Source organism: Acinetobacter sp. YH12076, assembly GCF_013419525.1.
GTDB lineage: Bacteria > Pseudomonadota > Gammaproteobacteria > Pseudomonadales > Moraxellaceae > Acinetobacter > Acinetobacter amyesii.
In genome coordinates this window covers 1-17720 of record NZ_VOZY01000021.1, presented here as the reverse complement: position 1 = coordinate 17720, position 17720 = coordinate 1, and the positions used below count along the sequence as shown (strand labels likewise).

Annotated in this window: 16 protein-coding genes and 2 pseudogenes; 10 read left to right on the top strand and 8 right to left on the bottom strand. The window is 35.4% G+C overall.

The features are described 5' to 3' along the window. Nucleotides 1–167: 167 nt before the first annotated feature. From FTU22_RS15195 to FTU22_RS16495, 4 genes are read left to right on the top strand one after another with little or no spacing between them, the layout of a single operon-like run. Nucleotides 168–632, top strand: a complete 465-nt coding sequence (locus tag FTU22_RS15195; RefSeq protein WP_000911011.1) for a hypothetical protein — start codon at nucleotides 168–170, stop codon at nucleotides 630–632. A gap of 12 nt (nucleotides 633–644) precedes the next feature. Beyond that, nucleotides 645–2984: a hypothetical protein gene (locus FTU22_RS15190; RefSeq protein WP_002058482.1), complete on the top strand. Its 2340-nt coding sequence runs from the start codon at nucleotides 645–647 to the stop codon at nucleotides 2982–2984. A 4-nt stretch (nucleotides 2985–2988) separates the two neighbouring features. Next, nucleotides 2989–6189 (top strand): site-specific integrase, encoded by a 3201-nt coding sequence (locus tag FTU22_RS15185; protein WP_127800785.1) that lies wholly within the window; start codon nucleotides 2989–2991, stop codon nucleotides 6187–6189. Nucleotides 6190–6249: 60 nt separating this feature from the next. Further along, nucleotides 6250–6357, top strand: coding sequence for a hypothetical protein (locus tag FTU22_RS16495; RefSeq protein ID WP_372551473.1), 108 nt, complete (start codon nucleotides 6250–6252; stop codon nucleotides 6355–6357). Nucleotides 6358–6501: 144 nt separating this feature from the next. Here FTU22_RS16495 and FTU22_RS15180 read toward each other — a convergent pair whose 3' ends face one another. Together FTU22_RS15180 and FTU22_RS15175 are read right to left on the bottom strand one after the other, a co-directional pair. Next, on the bottom strand, nucleotides 6502–6720 hold the full coding sequence (locus FTU22_RS15180; RefSeq protein ID WP_000550047.1) for a hypothetical protein: 219 nt from the start codon (nucleotides 6718–6720) through the stop codon (nucleotides 6502–6504). A gap of 30 nt (nucleotides 6721–6750) precedes the next feature. Next, a complete protein-coding gene (locus FTU22_RS15175; protein ID WP_159153749.1) occupies nucleotides 6751–8133 on the bottom strand; it encodes an IS200/IS605 family accessory protein TnpB-related protein in 1383 nt (460 codons plus the stop codon). 642 nt (nucleotides 8134–8775) lie between these two features. Between FTU22_RS15175 and FTU22_RS15170 the strand changes: the two genes are divergently transcribed. Next, on the top strand, nucleotides 8776–9975 hold the full coding sequence (locus tag FTU22_RS15170; RefSeq protein ID WP_005245164.1) for an integrase arm-type DNA-binding domain-containing protein: 1200 nt from the start codon (nucleotides 8776–8778) through the stop codon (nucleotides 9973–9975). Nucleotides 9976–10016: 41 nt separating this feature from the next. Here FTU22_RS15170 and FTU22_RS15165 read toward each other — a convergent pair whose 3' ends face one another. Next, entirely contained in the window at nucleotides 10017–10430 is a 414-nt protein-coding gene (locus tag FTU22_RS15165) for a Cd(II)/Pb(II)-responsive transcriptional regulator (protein ID WP_005245163.1), read from the bottom strand. A gap of 79 nt (nucleotides 10431–10509) precedes the next feature. On the opposite strand from FTU22_RS15165, the gene FTU22_RS15160 reads away from it, so the two are divergent. Further along, nucleotides 10510–10914 (top strand): hypothetical protein, encoded by a 405-nt coding sequence (locus tag FTU22_RS15160; RefSeq protein WP_180004480.1) that lies wholly within the window; start codon nucleotides 10510–10512, stop codon nucleotides 10912–10914. Next, nucleotides 10901–11788, top strand: coding sequence for a cation diffusion facilitator family transporter (locus FTU22_RS15155; RefSeq protein ID WP_127800877.1), 888 nt, complete (start codon nucleotides 10901–10903; stop codon nucleotides 11786–11788). The genes FTU22_RS15160 and FTU22_RS15155 overlap by 14 nt, the downstream gene beginning before the upstream one ends. 84 nt (nucleotides 11789–11872) lie before the next feature. On the opposite strand, the pseudogene FTU22_RS15150 reads toward FTU22_RS15155, so the two are convergent. Continuing rightward, a pseudogene (locus FTU22_RS15150) lies at nucleotides 11873–12097 on the bottom strand (efflux RND transporter permease subunit); the annotation flags it as partial. On the opposite strand from FTU22_RS15150, the pseudogene FTU22_RS15145 reads away from it, so the two are divergent. Then, a pseudogene (locus FTU22_RS15145) lies at nucleotides 12097–12240 on the top strand (antitoxin HicB); the annotation flags it as partial. The pseudogenes FTU22_RS15150 and FTU22_RS15145 sit on opposite strands and share 1 nt — an antisense overlap. Nucleotides 12241–12492: 252 nt before the next feature. On the opposite strand, the gene FTU22_RS15140 reads toward FTU22_RS15145, so the two are convergent. Then, nucleotides 12493–12744: a hypothetical protein gene (locus FTU22_RS15140; protein WP_004658363.1), complete on the bottom strand. Its 252-nt coding sequence runs from the start codon at nucleotides 12742–12744 to the stop codon at nucleotides 12493–12495. Between the two features lie 194 nt (nucleotides 12745–12938). Here FTU22_RS15140 and FTU22_RS15135 point away from each other — a divergent pair, with 194 nt between their 5' ends. After that, a complete protein-coding gene (locus tag FTU22_RS15135) occupies nucleotides 12939–13160 on the top strand; it encodes a helix-turn-helix transcriptional regulator (RefSeq protein ID WP_004658364.1) in 222 nt (73 codons plus the stop codon). Nucleotides 13161–13332: 172 nt separating this feature from the next. On the opposite strand, the gene FTU22_RS15130 is transcribed toward FTU22_RS15135, so the two are convergent. Beyond that, nucleotides 13333–14477 (bottom strand): IS3-like element ISAba14 family transposase gene (locus tag FTU22_RS15130; protein ID WP_099046175.1). Its coding sequence is split into 2 segments (ribosomal slippage): nucleotides 13333–14213 and nucleotides 14213–14477, totalling 1146 coding nucleotides; the frame shifts between segments, so codons are not numbered across the junction. A 277-nt stretch (nucleotides 14478–14754) separates the two neighbouring features. Between FTU22_RS15130 and FTU22_RS15125 the strand changes: the two genes are divergently transcribed. Continuing rightward, on the top strand, nucleotides 14755–15543 hold the full coding sequence (locus FTU22_RS15125; RefSeq protein WP_038350081.1) for an aminoglycoside adenylyltransferase domain-containing protein: 789 nt from the start codon (nucleotides 14755–14757) through the stop codon (nucleotides 15541–15543). A 126-nt stretch (nucleotides 15544–15669) separates the two neighbouring features. Here FTU22_RS15125 and FTU22_RS15120 read toward each other — a convergent pair whose 3' ends face one another. Both FTU22_RS15120 and FTU22_RS15115 read right to left on the bottom strand, forming a co-directional pair. Then, nucleotides 15670–16128, bottom strand: coding sequence for a DUF523 domain-containing protein (locus FTU22_RS15120; RefSeq protein ID WP_077170035.1), 459 nt, complete (start codon nucleotides 16126–16128; stop codon nucleotides 15670–15672). Between the two features lie 234 nt (nucleotides 16129–16362). Further along, nucleotides 16363–17528, bottom strand: a protein-coding gene (locus FTU22_RS15115; RefSeq protein ID WP_119285041.1) for an IS3 family transposase whose coding sequence is annotated in 2 segments (ribosomal slippage) — nucleotides 16363–17270 and nucleotides 17270–17528 — 1167 coding nt in all. Because the reading frame shifts where the segments join, the coding sequence is not laid out codon by codon here. Between the last annotated feature and the right edge of the window lie 192 nt (nucleotides 17529–17720).

Genomic DNA, 17720 nt, shown 5'->3' with positions numbered 1-17720 from the left:
GTAATAACAGAAAACTAAAAAAAAGTGGAAGAATTTTTAAAATTTAGACCACCCATGATAAGTAAACCATATGTATTTGTTGATAATTGTAATTTTGAGAAAATTTAGTTGATAAATTAAATGAATTTTAATATACAAAGATATGCTCATTTTTTATATCGATAAAAATGTTAAAATTTGACTATTTAGTAAAAAATATAGAGATATTTATGGGGCAATTTATCATGCCCTTTTGCTTTGAGCGACAAAATGTTCAATTTAAGATAGTAAAAATTAACTCAGAACTACTGAAAATCAAAAAGATTAAACAGAGCCAGAAAGTAGTAGTACAAGCAAAGTTCAAAATAATCTATGTGAAAATTTGGCAAAAAATATTGCTATTAATGCAAACGGAGCCATGCTTACGTGTACATTCTAATTATGTTGCAATCTTACAGTTGATACATAATCTTGATGATTTTATCGAAAAATCACAGCAACACTTGTGCTTTGAGAGAAAAGCTCAGAAAGAGCTGGATGCTAAATTTTTTGCTAGATTTTTTAAGCTGACAAAGAGTTCAATAAAAGATCAACTTTTACCAAATTGTTCAGATCGTAATGAATTTAACCAATGCAATTTGATAAAAAATTAAGCGAAAGCGAATATGCCAAAGATTGAAACAGAAGAGCAATTCTTAGATTTAGCAGAAAAATTCCAAAAAGATTATTGTTTATTACGCAATCATGTTGTGAATACACAATTTGTCGATCTATCAGATGATTTACGTGAAAAAGCCCATGCTCTATATAAGGAAGCACAACAGATATATGGCTATATATCTAGTTCTAGACAATTAGGTAAATATTATTATCTAGCTTCTTTAAGTTATTTTGCATGCCCGACTACTAGTAATACTCAAGAGCTGTCGTCTGAACGTTATTTGATTCTACAAGCGAGTTTTTTAACATATCGGCAGTATCAAGAATTTGCAAAAATTGATAAAGCTGAGAATAAGCAAAAACATGTTTGTGATCTCTTTCGCTATGTATCACGATATGTTCTGGATTCTAATCATGCTGAATTATTTCAAGAATGCAGTGAGCTACTAAATCGCTATGTCATGTACGAACGTAACTTGAAAAAGGAGGATCGTAATCAACTTTTTAATATTAAAGATTTCAAACAAGTACAAGCCATAGAGTATTTATCGGCTCTATTAATAATTTTTAAAAGACTTGATGATCGTCGTGTTGTTCATCGTCAGCGTAAGTCAAAAAAAAGTAAAGTTTTGCAATGGCCGACGAAAAATGAACTCAAAAAATTTCGTGAAATTAAAACGGGTAAGCAAGTAGATATTGGACATAACGCAAAGATCAGTATTTATGATGCCGCTCTTCACAAAGATGAAGAGGGTGAAGTTGATCTATTAGATCCTGAAATGGAGTTTTATTCAGAAGATGAAAAGTCTAAAAATTTAAATTATATACTCAGCGATAATGCGACGCATCTAATGCGGCATCGCCAGCGCCGTCATGCTCCTTTTGTTACAAATCCACATTATTTGGCGCCAGATATACTGAAGCAAATTGTTTATGTGTTGAGAACCGAGTTATCCGGGCACTGGAGGGATGCTGCAATCGCTGCAGCATGTTTATTGTCACTTTTGACGGGATTATCACCCGTCGCACTGATGGATTTTAACGAGCTTATTCAAGATGGAATTTTGATCCAGAATGGTTCAAGTAGACGTCGCGAATATTTACTCAAATTAAATCTTAAAATTACAGAGCAGAAGATTAAGAGCTTAAATCATGTGCGGTGGAATGAAGTGATGACACATCAACTACATTTACCTTCTGCTTGGTTTGACTATATAGAACAAGCATCGAATCCACTAATTTCATCAACACACATTAATACGAAACTTAAGAATTGGCTTGATAATCGGTTTGTAGGTTCGATCACTGTAGAAAAACTGCAGGCTCAATTATATTTTCATATATATTATGAAACATATAATGAATATCTTGCTCATGTAATTGCTGGGCGGGATAGTCAGCATCACATGCCTGGTATCTATTATGGCGGGCTACCGAAAACTCAACTCAGTAGCACATATCTAGCCTTTTTAGAAAAAGCACTTACACCACATTCCACACATTTTACTGAAGACACGGCTGAACTAAAAATATTGCAACAACAATTCAAAGTGCAATCTGCATTATCTATAGGAAGGATAGGGAGCCAACTGGCACTTGAACCCAATTTTGTGAAAGAGCAATTCCATATTTTACATAGACATTGTCACGAAAACATCCAAGAAGATAAGCACATTATTAATCAACTTAATGCATATGCGTGTTGGATGTGGCATATCAGTTTGTTGAGTTTGGCAAGTCGGCCTAAAAAAAACCTGTTGGGGAATTTGGATGATTATTGTGTTGAGCTCAAGCTTTTATATGTGAATGATAAAAAAAATAGTAAAGCAAGAAAAGATGGTCGTTTTATCCCTTTATCTGATTTTTTCATAAAAACACTGCAAAATTACACTGCCTTTTTAGAACAAATTATTGAAGCGTACGGTTCATTTTTTAGACAAGTCTTTGCAAAGAAGAAGATAACTGTAAATGATCTTTTTGGTAAGGTCATTTTTAGTAAAGATATCTTGCCGATAACTGTCAAAGAATGGCAGAGCAGGAAAATTAAGTTAATCCCTTTATCGAGAAAATGGGTGAATTCATATATGCAAGGAGTCTTTCCAAAGAATATGTATTCGAATTGGTTACGTCATTTTGACATGAACTTTTTGATGCATGAGCAGCAAGAGGGTAAACCAGCATTAGCTTTTCACTTAATTCAGGCCCTGTATGGTCATGACCAACGTGACCGAGAGGCTTTTCATCCGCATTCTTCACTTATCCCGAATGTCTATGTACAGCAAGCCCGCCAGCAATTGCAAGATAATGTCAAATCTTTATCGATTAAACACTTAGAGCGAAAATAGTTGTATGCAAAAAATCAAAGAACTAATAAAACCACAACTAGATGATCTATTTGTTGATATTCATAAAATGGTGAAAAAGTCGCTAGATAGACAGCCTTCTCCACCTGAAGTATTGACGAAAGAAATGCAGCAAAAACTTGATCAGCAGATCGCTGAAAAATGGCATGACATTAAAGATAGTGTTGATTGTTTGAGTCAAAAGTTGAGCCGAGACGAACAATCAAAACTGATGCAATTTACTGAAGATGAATTTAATAAAAGAAGGAAGCAATTCAACCAGAATGTAGATAAAAAATCATACAGAATTAAGCTAAATCCACATACTAAACGGATCGTACTGCCTAGAAAAATTGAGAGTACAGAGTCACGGTTAGAACAGGGGCATCTACATATCCATGTACTTAAGGAATTAAGGCAGTATTGGCAAGATTCATTTGAATATTGGAATGAACCAAAGTACTTATGGGGAAATTTATGCTTAAGTTTTATATATATTTCAGGCTGTGCAGATGAACAGCATTTGATTGCTATTCAGAAGCAATTGCAGGAGGCCATTGAGCTTGGTACAGATCTGAATTGTTTTCGGTTATACCATTCGGACTACAAAAAAATCACTAATCCATTGTTACTACATTATCGTGTTGAAAACTCTCAATATGGCAACGATGTAGAACAGGGAAAGTTGTACCAATGGAAACATGTTTTTTTTAACCCATATGCGCAGTTCATTTTGCAATATTTAAAAAAGTTGAAAGCTGCTCAGAAAGAATTTTGTCTGCAACATTCAGTTGAAGATTGTATTTTAGAAAGCTTGAGTAAGATAGGCAGGAAAAAAAGTCTTGGGGATCTGCAATATCAAATTAAACGCCGTGGATTTCGTGCATTTAATGATGTGCAAATGGTACTCGAATTTAATCCAAACCTCAGCATAGATATATTTTTGAGTAATGTGCTTCAGCAAGAGATTAATACTGTTGCTTTAAGGCCATCCGAATTTAGATTGCTGTGGAATAATGATTACAATCAAGTCACAGAACCAGATAATCGCCCTATTCATTTTGAACAAGAGCAGTTACTTCCTGAAGTTCCGACTGTTCAAAGCAAATTACAAACGATTCCGTATGAGTTGATGTTGTTTGGTCAAAAGAAACGTAAAGGTCAAAAAGTTGAGCGTTTAGATAAAAAGAGGAATAAAGAAGAACGCACGCTACGTTTTTGGCAAGAAACTAGAAGGGTGTTAGAGGAGAAGATAGTTGATGCTAATACGGAGGAAAAGTCTTTAATTGATGCTCAACTACGCTTAATTCACTGGTTAATGCATTTAAAAAAACGAGGGCTTCAATTATCAACTATTGAAAGCTACTTAGGATCGTTTGGCAAAGAATTTATATTTGAGATTTGGCTCAATAAATTAGATTTAAAGCAACAATCCATAGATGACTATGAGGATTTATATCGGCAGCTATTGAAATACAGCAGTGAACGTGATGAAAAAGCAGTTCAACGAGATTCGGTGAAAGGAAAAACCTCTCGTAAGATGCACCAAAGCGCAGAATACCGTTTTGGTCGCCTAAAAGATTTTCATCAATTCTGTATAGAGAATTATGATGCTCCAGGGGTATTGGTGTTACAGAATTCAAGTTTTAAGCATTTACAAATTTGCAATGCACGGCTAGTGAGTCCTTTGCTATTTGGCAAATTATTGGAAAAACTAGAAAATTTAAGTCAAGAGCCAACGGCATCAGAGTGGGTCGATCATCTGAGTTGTTTAAAGCTGATGTATTTACTAAGTTATAGAACTGGACTTCGATTAAATGAAGTTCGTTGTCTTAAAATACAAGATATTATTTGCCCAGAGCTACTTTATAAAGAAAAAGAAAATACAGTTTTTAATAATATCACGCTTCATATCCAAGACAATTCATATCGCCGTCTGAAAACGCGAAGTGCGAATCGTCAAATACCATTGAAAATTGCATTGTCAGAACATGAGTTTTTAGTAGTACAACGTTACATACAACATCGTTATGAGCAATATTTGGTTAATCAGCAGGATGATCTACTTTTTAGTGTGAATCATCGTGTATTAACTGATCAATGTATCAGCAAAATTACAGTAGATTTGTTTAGTCAAATATTAGGTATGCATCATGGCTTTAGTTTTCATACATTACGCCACAGTGCTGCTAACTATCTAGCAATAACTTTGCTCGGTTCAAAAGAAATGATCAAGACCTACACAGATTGTCCTTGGGTAAAAGCAAAAAAGATGAGGGATTTATTGTTTGGTATGAAAGCACGTGCTCAAGAAGAGATTATTCAACATAAATGGCAGGTGCTCGCCTCTTGGATGGGGCATAGCAGTATTGAGCAAACGGCTTCAAATTACCTTCATGTTTTGGATTTATTAGCAGTCGATCGAATTTATAATTCGCCGTGTATCATTTCAAAAAAAGTATTAGAACAGTGTTTTAGTCCAGTGAAGTCAAGTACAGACTACATAAACCTAAATCGTTATACTCAGCAGCAGAAATGGTTTAATTCTTATCAGCAAACACAGCCAGTTACGATGGCTGGCCGACAAGAAAAGAAGTTTAGTATAGAGAAGAGTACTCTGACACCTTTTCAACGTTTGATAAGTTTTAGAGAAGGTCGATTAAGCGAAGATACCCAAGCTCAAGAATGGATGCAACGATGTCAATGGATGAGCACTAAATGGATGGATCGCCAAAAATTTAATTTAAAAACGAATTATGTTTATAGTAAGAATTTAGAAGAGAGTTGGTTTGATGAACTTTACGAAAAGGCTAAAAAACTGACTCGTCCAGATGAAATAATTCCTCTCCTTGATTTTCATTATAAAGATGATAGGCAGCAAGATGCACTGAAAGAAAAGAACATGGTTAAGGCGCTTAAAATATTATTATTATTTGGAAAACTGCGTAAGAATTTTCTACATTTTCAATGCCGAATGAAAGGTGATGAGCAACAAATTGTTAATTTTATTACTGGTATAGAGCCAATGTTAGGAGATCATCTGTATTTAGAAAAACAAAACTACCCAGTTAATTTGGATGCTCCTGAGCGAACCGTTAAATTTAGTTTTCAAAGAGTTGTCGGCTCTAACAAAAAAAATGTTACTCCGCTGGTTATATTTAATTTAATGTTAAAAATGATGCAAAAAGATGAACTCTGGATCAAATAGCCTAAGCATGTTAAAGGGGAATTGTTTAGAAATTTCCCTGTTTATAAGTAAACTGCCTTTATGAAAAGCACCATGCTGACTTGGATTAATAAGCGGAATGTAGTATCACAGTTTGATCGCTGGATTTACGAAAATGGTGTGAAGATTAGCGGTATGGTAAATCGATGAGCTAAAGTGTTGTAGTCCAAACTCGATCTGACAATTACCCATTTTTTAGTGTGCCCGTCAGGTTAAATTTGAACTGAATTTTTCTCAGCCCAAATTCATTTCCAATCAAGTTATGTTTCAAGTGGCGTGCGAACACTGCACAATTTAATTCACGGTGCCTAAGACAGGTATCAACTTCGGACCAGCCATTCTAGCTTTGCTAATGATTTCCACCAGCTCATCATAAGTCAGTTCAAACTTATCCTCACTATCAAATACATAGACCATATTCTTGCCTTCATGTTCAGGTGGAGTAGGTGGTACAAATCGTTTCGGGATAAGAATTTGTGCGAGTTGTTCGTCAGTTAATTTAAATAAGTGCATGTTTTTATCCTACTGTTCCTTAAAATGTATTCAAACATACTCAAGGACTAATTCGCACTCTGTTAATGTCTTGTTGCCAAGCGTGTAACTAGAGCCTGAGTCGGTCAGTTCCGACTTGTAGCGGTCAGTCCGTTCTTGCAATATACGCTTTACAGTTTTGTAAGGCGTATAACGACTTATCTCATTGTCGTTTAATCTTGCAAGCACGTTTCTCGCAGCATTCCAATCAGCTTGCACAACTTCCCCATTGAAACGGTGAAAACGATCTCCCTTACGTGTACCTATTAAAAGGCCATGCAAGAAAGAATCACTTTGCGAAGTATATGCAGAATTGACTAGATGCACCGTAGAACCTCTACGGTGAGATATAGAAGTTAGGGCATTAGCTAACAAACCTTTAGCCCATGTATTTAAGCGTCTATTGGTGTTTTTGCCATAGTTGCGTTTACTTTGAATTGGGGATGTTAAATCTTCCGCAACAATCACTTTGGCTTTATCAACCAACTTGTGAGTTGCTGTAAATATTAATGTTTTGAGCTTTGCTTTTTGAGTATCTTGTCGCTTATCTAGTTTTTTTCGACCTAGATTATTTAACTCAATTTTCTGTTTCTTGTGTGGTTTAGCTTTAGCAATCGCTCTGAGCTTGTTTCTGTGCTTGTACTTTTGATTTAAATAATCTGATTCACTTGAGATCAGCTTGCCTAGACCACTCCCATATACATCGCCATCAGAGTCCACAAAAGCTTCTGAGTACCCTTTATCAACACCTACGGTTTCCTGACCACAATCCTGTGTTTCAACTGCATCATAAGTTGAGTGAACTTCAACATTACCGTTTTTTAGAATGATTCTAAGTGTGCCTTGTGGCGCAAAATCAACAGTCGTATTTAATGGGATTTTAATGGTTTGTCGAGGGATTAGGCTTGGTACTTTAAGCCAACATTGACCATTTAACTCAAAGGTTTTACACATATCCGCACGAACAATAATTTGATTATGTGTGTGATTAACACCATGCTTAAAGTGATTACGCATTTGACGATGGAGGAAATTATCAGTCATCCATTCATCTTTTTTAAGCAAGGTGTATAGTCTTTTTTGTTCATTATTACAGGAGGTGCGTTTTCGGATCGCCTGCTTTACTTTGTCTTTTGATGCTTCTCGATAGGCTTTAATATCACCTATGCAATCACGTAGCGTTTCTTTCCACGCATTTGCAGAAACACCAAAGTCACGACTTTCTTTCATCCACGCATCACGAATAGCTCTGTCACTGATATTCAAACCTGAAATAGCACCATATTTAGCCCACACCTCGCTACGAATACGACCAAGTAAAACAGCTTGTTTCTCAAGCTGTTTGTACTTTTGCACATTCAAGTTTTTACAGTGATGAATGCGTGTTAATTTCACAAAGTCATGCCTAGGTTAAGGGATTGGATAATCAATAGATATGGATGCTAATATACCAAGACACTCACCTAAAATACAAAAGATAATCATTTAAATCTCTAATAAATACCCACCTTGCCACTACTGAATCGACATAGACAAAATGAGAACTTATGCAAATATTTGTCTATATTTTTAGTTATAGTTAATTACTCTCGTAAAACAGCTGACGAAGTCCGAGATAGAATCATTGCGTCAAAACAAACGTGATGCTTATGCACTTATGATGAAAATGAATTAATTATTATTTAATTAAGTTAAAAGACTGCTATATAGCGGTCTTTTTTGTTTTTGAGCTCTACAAATTTTAATGAGTACATATAGTTACTTTTATAAAAATGATAATAAAGGGTAGAGGAGGTCATCTAAGAATTTAAAGCACAAGACTTATTTAACATTGATGACAGAAAAAGTGAGTTGTTGGGAACTTAAAGAAGAGGTGGTACTTATAATGGTTACTAAAATACAAATACTTAAAATATTAAATATATAAAACAATATATTACAAATATATATGATGCGTAGTGTACGCATCATACATAAAGCGTTCTATTTTGATATAATTGATCCAATCAACCCATTGTTAGGTTTCATTTAAATTCCATGAGTCTTACTGAAATTAAAGTTCGCCAAGCTCATTGTAAGGAAAAAACCAGTTTTTTATCCGATGAAGATGGGCTTAGCCTGAAGATTGAGCCGAGTGGAAGAAAATCTTGGTGCTATCGCTATACAGATCCACAAACTAAAAAACGTCGACGCATTCAGTTAGGTCGTTATCCTGATTTATCGCTGAAAAAGGCACGACAAGTCAGAGATGACTTTAAAGACAATGATTTCTGTTTTGAACAAGATACTGCCTCTAATGTCATCACCTTTGGTAAGGTCGGGGAGGAGTGGTTACAGTTCAAACTGAAAAATGCCTTCAACGATCTACCCCGCTGTGGTGTACTACAGTTAGCAGAAAGATGCTTACAGCAAGATATTTATCCAGACCTTCAGGATCTACCTTTTCAAAACATCAAGCGTTATGACCTGGTTTCAGTAATCAAAAAAATAGAGGGACGCCAAGTAAAAGAACCTGTCAAGAAAGCTTGTAGTTATTTGAACCAAATTTATGACTACGCTGTAGCGATGGGTTATTGTGAATTCAACATCGCGCATGGTTTAAATAAAATCGCCATTAACAGTAAAATCAAGAAAAATTATCCGTATTTGAAAGCGGAGGATATATCTGATTTTAAGTATAAATTACAAAAATTGGATGCCCATCCGATTATTAAAAAAGCACTGCTGTTCAAATTACATACTGGCGTGCGAGGGGCTGAATTGTTATTGGCTGAGCCTCATCATTTTGATTTAAATGAAAAAGTCTGGAAAATACCTGCCTTGCATATTAAACAGTTTCGACGAAAAGTCATATTAGGCCATGAGATTCCCGACTTCTTAGTTCCACTTTCAGATCAGGCTTTAGATATTTTAAAAGACGTCATGCAATGGTCATACGGTGAAAAGTACATTTTTGCTAGCCCACGGAAACATAATCAACCGATTCATTTTAATACATTAAATATGGCTATACGTAAGATGGGCTATGGAAAACATCAATTATCCTCTCATGGACTACGTTCCACTTTTAGTACCATTTTGAATGACTCAGGTTTGTTCCAGGATAACTGGATTGAGGCACAACTTTCACATATTGATAAGAACCGTACCCGTGCCAGCTATAATCACGCTGACTATTTAGCCCAGCGGACTGAAATGATGCAGTGGTGGGGTGATTATTTAAGTACTGCTAAGTGAAAATCGTACTTTTATACATAGACTTAAAACATTATGGGGTTTCAAATGGATAGTAAACAATATACTTGCCGTGTTACATGGTCAGCAGAATATAATGAGTATGTTGGGTTGTTCGAACCACAAGCACTAGCCATTTGTTGTAATTCAGCTTTAAGCGCCCTTAATTCTTTCATGCGTTTATTCACTAGTGCAAGTTGCTGATCAATTAATGCATTAACGCTAGAGCAGCTTTCTTCTGGCTTATTTTTTAATTCGATAAGACGTTTAATATCATTGAGTGATATATCTAGGCTGCGACAATGCTTTACGAATTCCAATTGTTTAAGTGCTTTGCTATCATACAGCCTGAAATTACCTTCTGAACGATTTGGATTTAACAGTAATCCTTCTCTTTCATAATATCTAATCGTTTGTATTGAACAGCCCGATTTTTTTGACAATTCGCCTATTTTCATCAATTTCCCCCAGACATTTGACTCTATAGTTACTATAGAGTCTATAGTATAAGTATGCAACGAAAAGGATATATAAAAAATGACTGAGAAATATTTAAACAATACGAATATCGTTAATTTTGAACACAAAGATATCCAATCCTTGATCGATCAACGTAGGTGGAAAAACTTGGATAACTTCAACAAAATTGGTGCCGCTTATCAGTTTGTAAAAGATGATTTTTGTGGTTATGGTGTTGCAACAAAGTGCTTTTCATCACCAGATACAGATTGGCGTGGAGAAAATACCTATATTCAAAAAGAAGGTATTCATGATGACTTTGGGCTTTATGATTCCCCTGATGAGTTCTATTTCGAAAAAGGGACTAACTTGTCGGGGTTCAAACGCTGGATATATCAACGCTTGATACGTCACTTGATTAATATGAATGTATCAAAACTAAGAAATAGAAAAGTACTAGAGGTACAAAATGCACAACCATAATCATAGTCATCAACATGGTAAAGATGACCGTATTGGTTGGGCATTTTTCCTTAATGTGACATTCACTATTATCGAATTTATAGGTGGTTGGCTCACTAACAGTACGGCGATAATGGCAGATGCAGTTCACGATCTTGGTGATAGTCTTTCAATAGGTTTTGCGTGGATTTTAAGTCGTTTTTCAGATAAAGAAGCATCAGATAAGTTTAGTTATGGTTATCGTAGACTTACTCTCTTTGGCGCATTGATAAACAGTATTGTTTTAATCATTGGCTCAATTTGGATTTTATTTGAAGCAATTCCAAAGCTGTCCAATCCTGAAATGCCTGTAGTCGAGGGGATGTTAGGGCTAGCGATACTCGGCGTTGCCGTTAACGGATATGCTGTATTAAAATTAAAAGCGGGTGAAACATTAAATGAGAAAGTGCTGACATGGCACCTTCTTGAAGATGTACTTGGATGGGTTGCCGTTCTTATAGTCTCTATCGTACTGTTGTTCGCTGAACTGCCGATATTAGATCCCCTTTTATCAATAGGGTTCACGCTGTTCATCTTGTTTAATGTTTTCAAAAACCTGAAATCAACACTCGTTTTATTTCTTCAAGCTGCACCCGATAAAGAGACTCAAAAGCGTATTAAACTATCACTAATGGAATTTCCTGAAGTTAATGGTATCCACCACATGCACTTTTGGTCACTAGATGGTGAAAGTCACGTTTTAACAGCGCACCTTGAGCTGAGTGACAACTTTGACGTTAAAGAATTAATTAGGCTTAAACAAGAAGTTGCAGCTAAATTATCTTCCTATCATTTATCGCATACAACGATAGAGTTTGAGTTTTTAAATGAAAATTGTCGGGATGAAGCGCAGTAAGCTTTATCAATAAAATGTTGGGCATACAATATTAAAAGCAGCTTAATTAGGCATAACCTAGTAATTAAGCTGCTTTTTTTGATTTTAAATTTCGTCGGATTGCTGTTTGCTACTCTCAGAGCCATGCGCCCATTGATATAAAATAGGCAATACAAACAAAGTTAAAATTGTAGAAGATACAATACCGCCGATAACAACTGTTGCTAGTGGTCGTTGTACTTCTGCACCAATTCCAGTGTTTAACGCCATTGGAATAAAACCTAAACTTGCGACCAGTGCCGTCATTAAAATAGGTCTTAAACGAATGATGTGCTGAGTTTCCATCATTGTCTTGGCTTGATGCGGATCAGTCTAAAGCATTCTCAGGAATAGAGGAGCTCGTTGCTGATGTTGTCGCTGATATGATTAGCAATAATGAAAAAGTTCCTACACCACTCTCCGGGAAAATATAGTAGGCAGTTTGTTGTCCTTGTTCTCAGTGGTTCAACAAAAACTAGCCCTCGAAGCCGCAGAACGTGGCGTGGACATAAATTGTTTAGTATCAGTAAAAAGAGCGATGTAATTTTAGTACGAGTGAGTGATAGAGCAGGAACCTATGCTTCATATATTCAGTAAATGGTATGTTTTTGAATTAATAGGTATTTTTAAATAAAGCTTTCTTTGATTTAGTGCTTTTTATTTAATAAATTAATTTTAAAAACAACTTAGGCTAATTGATAAACACTATCTGGAAAGATTAAAAGAAAATATTTTTTAATTTCTGCTAATTCATTTAAGGCAGGTTCCCTTTCAAGCAGTTGAAATGTCCAAATAAGTACAGCCTGATGATTATCATAGCAAGTATTTACTCCAAGAAAATTAGCCATTCCATAACTTCTATTGATGTTCATTTCTTTAATTAATTGATTTCCTAAGTCACGAGCTTGCTGGCTGATCAATAACTCATTTGGTAACACGGCGGTCATCTCCACAAAATAATCTAATGCAGGTTCAATCCTTATATTTAAAAAGTTATAATTTAGTTGAAATGGATAAAATATACTTTCTATAAGTTGTAATAACCTGCTGTAGGTTAATTTTAGCAAAGTATTACTCAGTCAACAACTTCAAATAACCCACAGCAAGTTATTTTTTGTAAATTAATTTAAATATGATTACTTGTAAGTTATCTAGCCTCATGGGCGATAGAAAAATTTTAAAATTAAGTGAAGTGGTGCATGCAACAGGTATCAATCGCAACACGCTCACAAGTATGTATTATGACCGTGCTGTACGTATTGAATTACCAGTCGCCGATAAGTTGTGTAAGTACTTTAACTGTACGATGAATGATTTGTTTGAGTTTAAGGAAGAAGTTGAAGAAAAAGATTAACTTAATACTTCGTTTGATAAGTTTTTCGAAGAAAAAGACTAGCCAATACTTAGTTTGATAAGTTTTTCTCTGCAGATCTAATATTGAATTTTATAAAATATCATTACAAACAGAGGTGGTTCCACTTGTTTGAACAACTAAAAGCGTATTTATAAGTGATATTCCGCTCTAGTTAAGCCACCTTGTTTTGTTGGGGTAGCTGATCATAGTAAAACTCATTTGGTGTCATTTTGTCTAGACTCGAATGAGGTCGTTTCAGATTATAAAACTCAAAATATGCACTCAATTGCTTTTTCGCATCTGTGACACTGCTATAAGCTTTGAGATACACCTCTTCATATTTAACGCTCCGCCATAATCGTTCAACCATCACATTATCTACCCATCGACCTTTACCATCCATACTGATTTGAATGCCATTTGATTTCAATACATCAATAAATGCATCACTGGTGAACTGACTGCCTTGGTCTGTATTCAATATTTCAGGTGATCCATATTTTTCAATCGCTTCATTTAAAGCCGAAATACAAAAATCCACCTCCATACTAATCGATACCCTATGCGCAAGTACCTTGCGGCTATGCCAATCAATCACAGCACATAAATAAACAAAGCCTTTTGCCATAGGGATATACGTTATATCCGTAGACCACACTTGATTACTGCGCTGAATAGCCAATCCTTTGAGCAGATATGGATATTTACGGTGAGCTTGATTAGCCTGGCTTAAATTTGGTTTGCAATATAACGCCTGAATACCCATTTTCTTCATTAAAGTACGTGTATGACGTCGTCCTATATGATGCCCTTGACGATTCAACAAATCACGCATCATACGACTGCCTGCAAAAGGATATTGCATATGTAATTCATCAATACATCGCATCAGCTTCAGATCTGATGAGCTAACAGGTTTTGGGCGATAATAATAACAACCACGAGAGACTTTCAGTAACTTAGCTTGTTTAGATACTGAAATCTGAAGTGAGTGATCGATTAACTTTTGTGGTTGAAGCGGCCCAGTTTCTTCAACACACCTTCTAAAAAATCAATTTCTAATGCCTGCTCACCGATTTTTGCATGTAACTTTTTAAGATCAATGGGAGGTTCTGATGGAGCTTTTGATTGATCGAAAGCTTGTGAGGAAGCTGAGATCAATTGATTTTTCCAGTCAATAATTTGGTTTTGATGAACATCAAACTCAGAACTCAATTCAGCAAGTGTTTTTTCTGCTTTGATCGCAGCAAGTGCTACCTTAGCCTTAAAGTCGTTTGAATGATTTCTTCTTGGTCTACGTGCCATAAAATACTCCATATATTGATGTTTATAACATCATTTGAGGAGCAGAGTATCACTTATAGGAGTTGTTCAAATTTCCGGATCCATCTCTAAGTGAGGAGGAAATGACTCTTACTATTCAGATGTTGTTTCAAGCTTTTTTTGATTGATAGAGTTTTATGTATTAAACTCTATATTGAAAGTAAATATATTGTAAAAATAGTATGTTATTTACTAATTGATTAAATTATTTACACTTATTCTGTATAATGCTCTATGAATTCATTACTTATTTTTTTAAATTAAAAATCATATGCAAAGCTTAAATGATGAAGAGTGTCGCCAAGTTGAAAGTGTAAAACAGCTTTTACAAAAAAATTTTAAAGATAAGCTTTATGCTATTTATTTATATGGTTCGTATGTTGATGGTGGTTTAAAACATAAAAGTGATCTTGATATTTTAGTTATTATTGAACGTGAAATTACCGATCAGGAAAGAAAACAATTAGCGCAGAATTTTCTAAATATATCTGTTCCGATTGGTCATGCTACAGCGCGTGCCTTAGAAATTACGATATTAGAAAAAGGGAGTATTACCAATAAAAATCATCCATATACATATCAGCTACAATATGGCGAGTGGTTGAGAGAAGAATTACTCAAAGGTGAATTACTTTATAGTCAATCTGATCCAGATATTAGTATTTTACTTAAAACTGCCCAATTACATAACATTACTATCTTTGGACCTGATATTTGCGATTGGTTAAATCCAATTAGCTATGAACAATTAATATTTGCCATGCAAAAAACTTATCCACAAATTATTGCTCATTGGAAAGACGATCAGGATGAATGTAATCAAATTTTAGCGCTATGCCGTATAGCTTATACATTAGATCATAAAACAATAGTTGCCAAGGATGTTGCTGCGACATGGTTTTTAGAATTCTTAAGTCAGATAGATCAAGACATTTTGCAACTCATAATAGATGAATATATTGGGCAAGGTCATGAGCAATGTTGGTTAGTTTTACATGATCAGCTTGCTAAAATTGTTAAAGAATTACAGCATAAAATTGAACCACTACTTTTTAACTGATGTGGAAGTAATGGATATGCTTCTTAGATTATTACCTCACTATATCTCTAAATACCGAAGAGACTTGATATTGCAAAGGGGGGCGTGGTTGGAGTTGCATGAAGATTTTAAATAAAAGCGGAGGAACTAGGGTAAAAGTTGCCAAAAAGTTTCTTCTGAAATGACTTTTATATTATGACGTTTAAGCAAAGCGGAGGTAACTCCATTGCCATAGATCTTATTCCCATTAAATTGACCATCGTAAATCATTGAACTACCACATGAAGGGCTATTTTCTTTAAGCACTACCAGAGTAGCTTTTAATAATTGAACTTTTTTTAAAGTTCTATATGCCCCTTCAATATAGATTGAAGTCACATCCTTTCCTGATTTTTCAATTACACAGGCTTTTCCATCTAAGACATCATCGCCATTACCTCCCGAAATCTCGGCAGGTTCGCGTGGTGTTGATAAACCGCCAAGAATCTCTGGACATACCATAGTAGCTTTTCCATCTTTGACTAATTTTTCGATTTTTTCGTTTAAGCTATGCGTCCCGTTATAACGTACCTTTAAGCCAGCCAGACAAGAACTTACTAAAATCATATTTCCTCTATGAAAAAGATATGTATCGATTTGCTATTTAGCCAGTACCTATTATTTTTTAAAATTAATAGGTTAGTGCTATGGATAAAACAAGAATTTAAATATGATCAATGCAAAGTGAGTTATTTTTTTTCTAACCCACAAAGCTTATAGATTAGTTTGATCCTTTTTGTTTAGAAAATTTATCAACAGTGATGTGTGCTGAATTAGCAGGAGACTTTCACTTGGGAGATTCTAGGCAGCTAACCGATAAAAGTCTTCTGCCATTTGATTTGGTGTCTTAAAATCCAAGCCTTTTTGAATTCTTCGCTGATTATAAAATAACTCTATATATTTTGTAATATCCGCTTTGGCTTCTTCCCTTGTTTTGTAGTTGCGATGATGGACTAGTTCATTTTTGAGTATGCCCCAGAAACTCTCTATCGGTGCATTATCAAAGCAGTCGCCTTTTTTGCTCATTGAACCCTGAAAATCAAATTTCTCAAGTAAGTTTCGATATTCATTACTGCAATATTGGCTGCCTCTATCTGAATGTACAATGAGATCTTTAGCAGGTTTCTGATTGCGAATAGCCATATTCAATGCATCACAAACAAGCTTGGCTGTCATGCGCTCATTTAAGCTATAGCCAACAACCTGTTTCGTGTAAAGATCTTTGACAGCTGCCAAGTACAACCAGCCCTCAGCCGTCCAAATGTAGGTAATGTCACTCGACCACGCAAGATTAGGCTTCGTCATTGAAAACTGTTGCTTGAGTAAATTGTCATAAATAGAACGGTTGTGATCACTGTTCGTGGTTCTTTTGAAACGCTTATGGCGCTTACAATACAACTGATTTGATTTTTTTATTTGGCGCACAGCATACGTACTTATTTTGATACCTTGCGCTTGTAAATGCTTGGTTAATCGAACATAGCCATAGCTTTGTTTGGTTTCTTCATGGGCTATTTTGACCAAAATTGTCTGCTGATTTCGCTGAATTGATCTTTTACTCATGCCTCGCTTTAGCCAATCATAAAAGCGAGAAACGGATACACGAAGTAATCGAGCCATTAAAATAATCGGAAATAAGTGGCTTTGCGATTTCATATAGGCGTACCTCACTGACTTTCTTTGGCAAAGTACGCTGCTGCCTTTTTTAAAAATTCACGTTCCATTTCAGCTGTTTTGAGCTGTTGTTTAAGCTTCTTATTTTCTTCGAGTAAGGCGTTTAGATCGGGCGAATACTGTTTTGTGCCTGCTAAAGTTCCAGCCTTTGCTTTGTTATTCCAGTTCGAAAGGGTTTGCATTGAAATGCCAAGTTGTCTAGCGGATTCCGATACATTACCTTGGTTCTCTTCAATGGCTTTTATGGCTTCAGCTTTAAATTCTGCGGTGTAAGTCTTCTGTTTCTTGCTCATGGTAAACTCCTAATGAGTATGTATAGTTTACCAAGTTAAACCCTCCTGTTTTTTAAGCACACATCACCCATTCAAAGGCCGGCATTTTCAGCGTGACATCATTCTGTGGGCCGTACGCTGGTACTGCAAATACGGCATCAGTTACCGTGAGCTGCAGGAGATGCTGGCTGAACGCGGAGTGAATGTCGATCA

Coding starts and splice junctions, on each gene's coding strand:
- FTU22_RS16495 (WP_372551473.1), top strand. CDS start 6,250: ATGAAAAGCACCATGCTGACTTGGATTAATAAGCGGAATGTAGTATCA.
- FTU22_RS15185 (WP_127800785.1), top strand. CDS start 2,989: ATGCAAAAAATCAAAGAACTAATAAAACCACAACTAGATGATCTATTT.
- FTU22_RS15125 (WP_038350081.1), top strand. CDS start 14,755: ATGCAAAGCTTAAATGATGAAGAGTGTCGCCAAGTTGAAAGTGTAAAA.
- FTU22_RS15195 (WP_000911011.1), top strand. CDS start 168: ATGTTAAAATTTGACTATTTAGTAAAAAATATAGAGATATTTATGGGG.
- FTU22_RS15170 (WP_005245164.1), top strand. CDS start 8,776: ATGAGTCTTACTGAAATTAAAGTTCGCCAAGCTCATTGTAAGGAAAAA.
- FTU22_RS15165 (WP_005245163.1), bottom strand. CDS start 10,430: ATGAAAATAGGCGAATTGTCAAAAAAATCGGGCTGTTCAATACAAACG.
- FTU22_RS15120 (WP_077170035.1), bottom strand. CDS start 16,128: ATGATTTTAGTAAGTTCTTGTCTGGCTGGCTTAAAGGTACGTTATAAC.
- FTU22_RS15160 (WP_180004480.1), top strand. CDS start 10,510: ATGACTGAGAAATATTTAAACAATACGAATATCGTTAATTTTGAACAC.
- FTU22_RS15155 (WP_127800877.1), top strand. CDS start 10,901: ATGCACAACCATAATCATAGTCATCAACATGGTAAAGATGACCGTATT.
- FTU22_RS15190 (WP_002058482.1), top strand. CDS start 645: ATGCCAAAGATTGAAACAGAAGAGCAATTCTTAGATTTAGCAGAAAAA.
- FTU22_RS15135 (WP_004658364.1), top strand. CDS start 12,939: ATGATTACTTGTAAGTTATCTAGCCTCATGGGCGATAGAAAAATTTTA.
- FTU22_RS15180 (WP_000550047.1), bottom strand. CDS start 6,720: ATGCACTTATTTAAATTAACTGACGAACAACTCGCACAAATTCTTATC.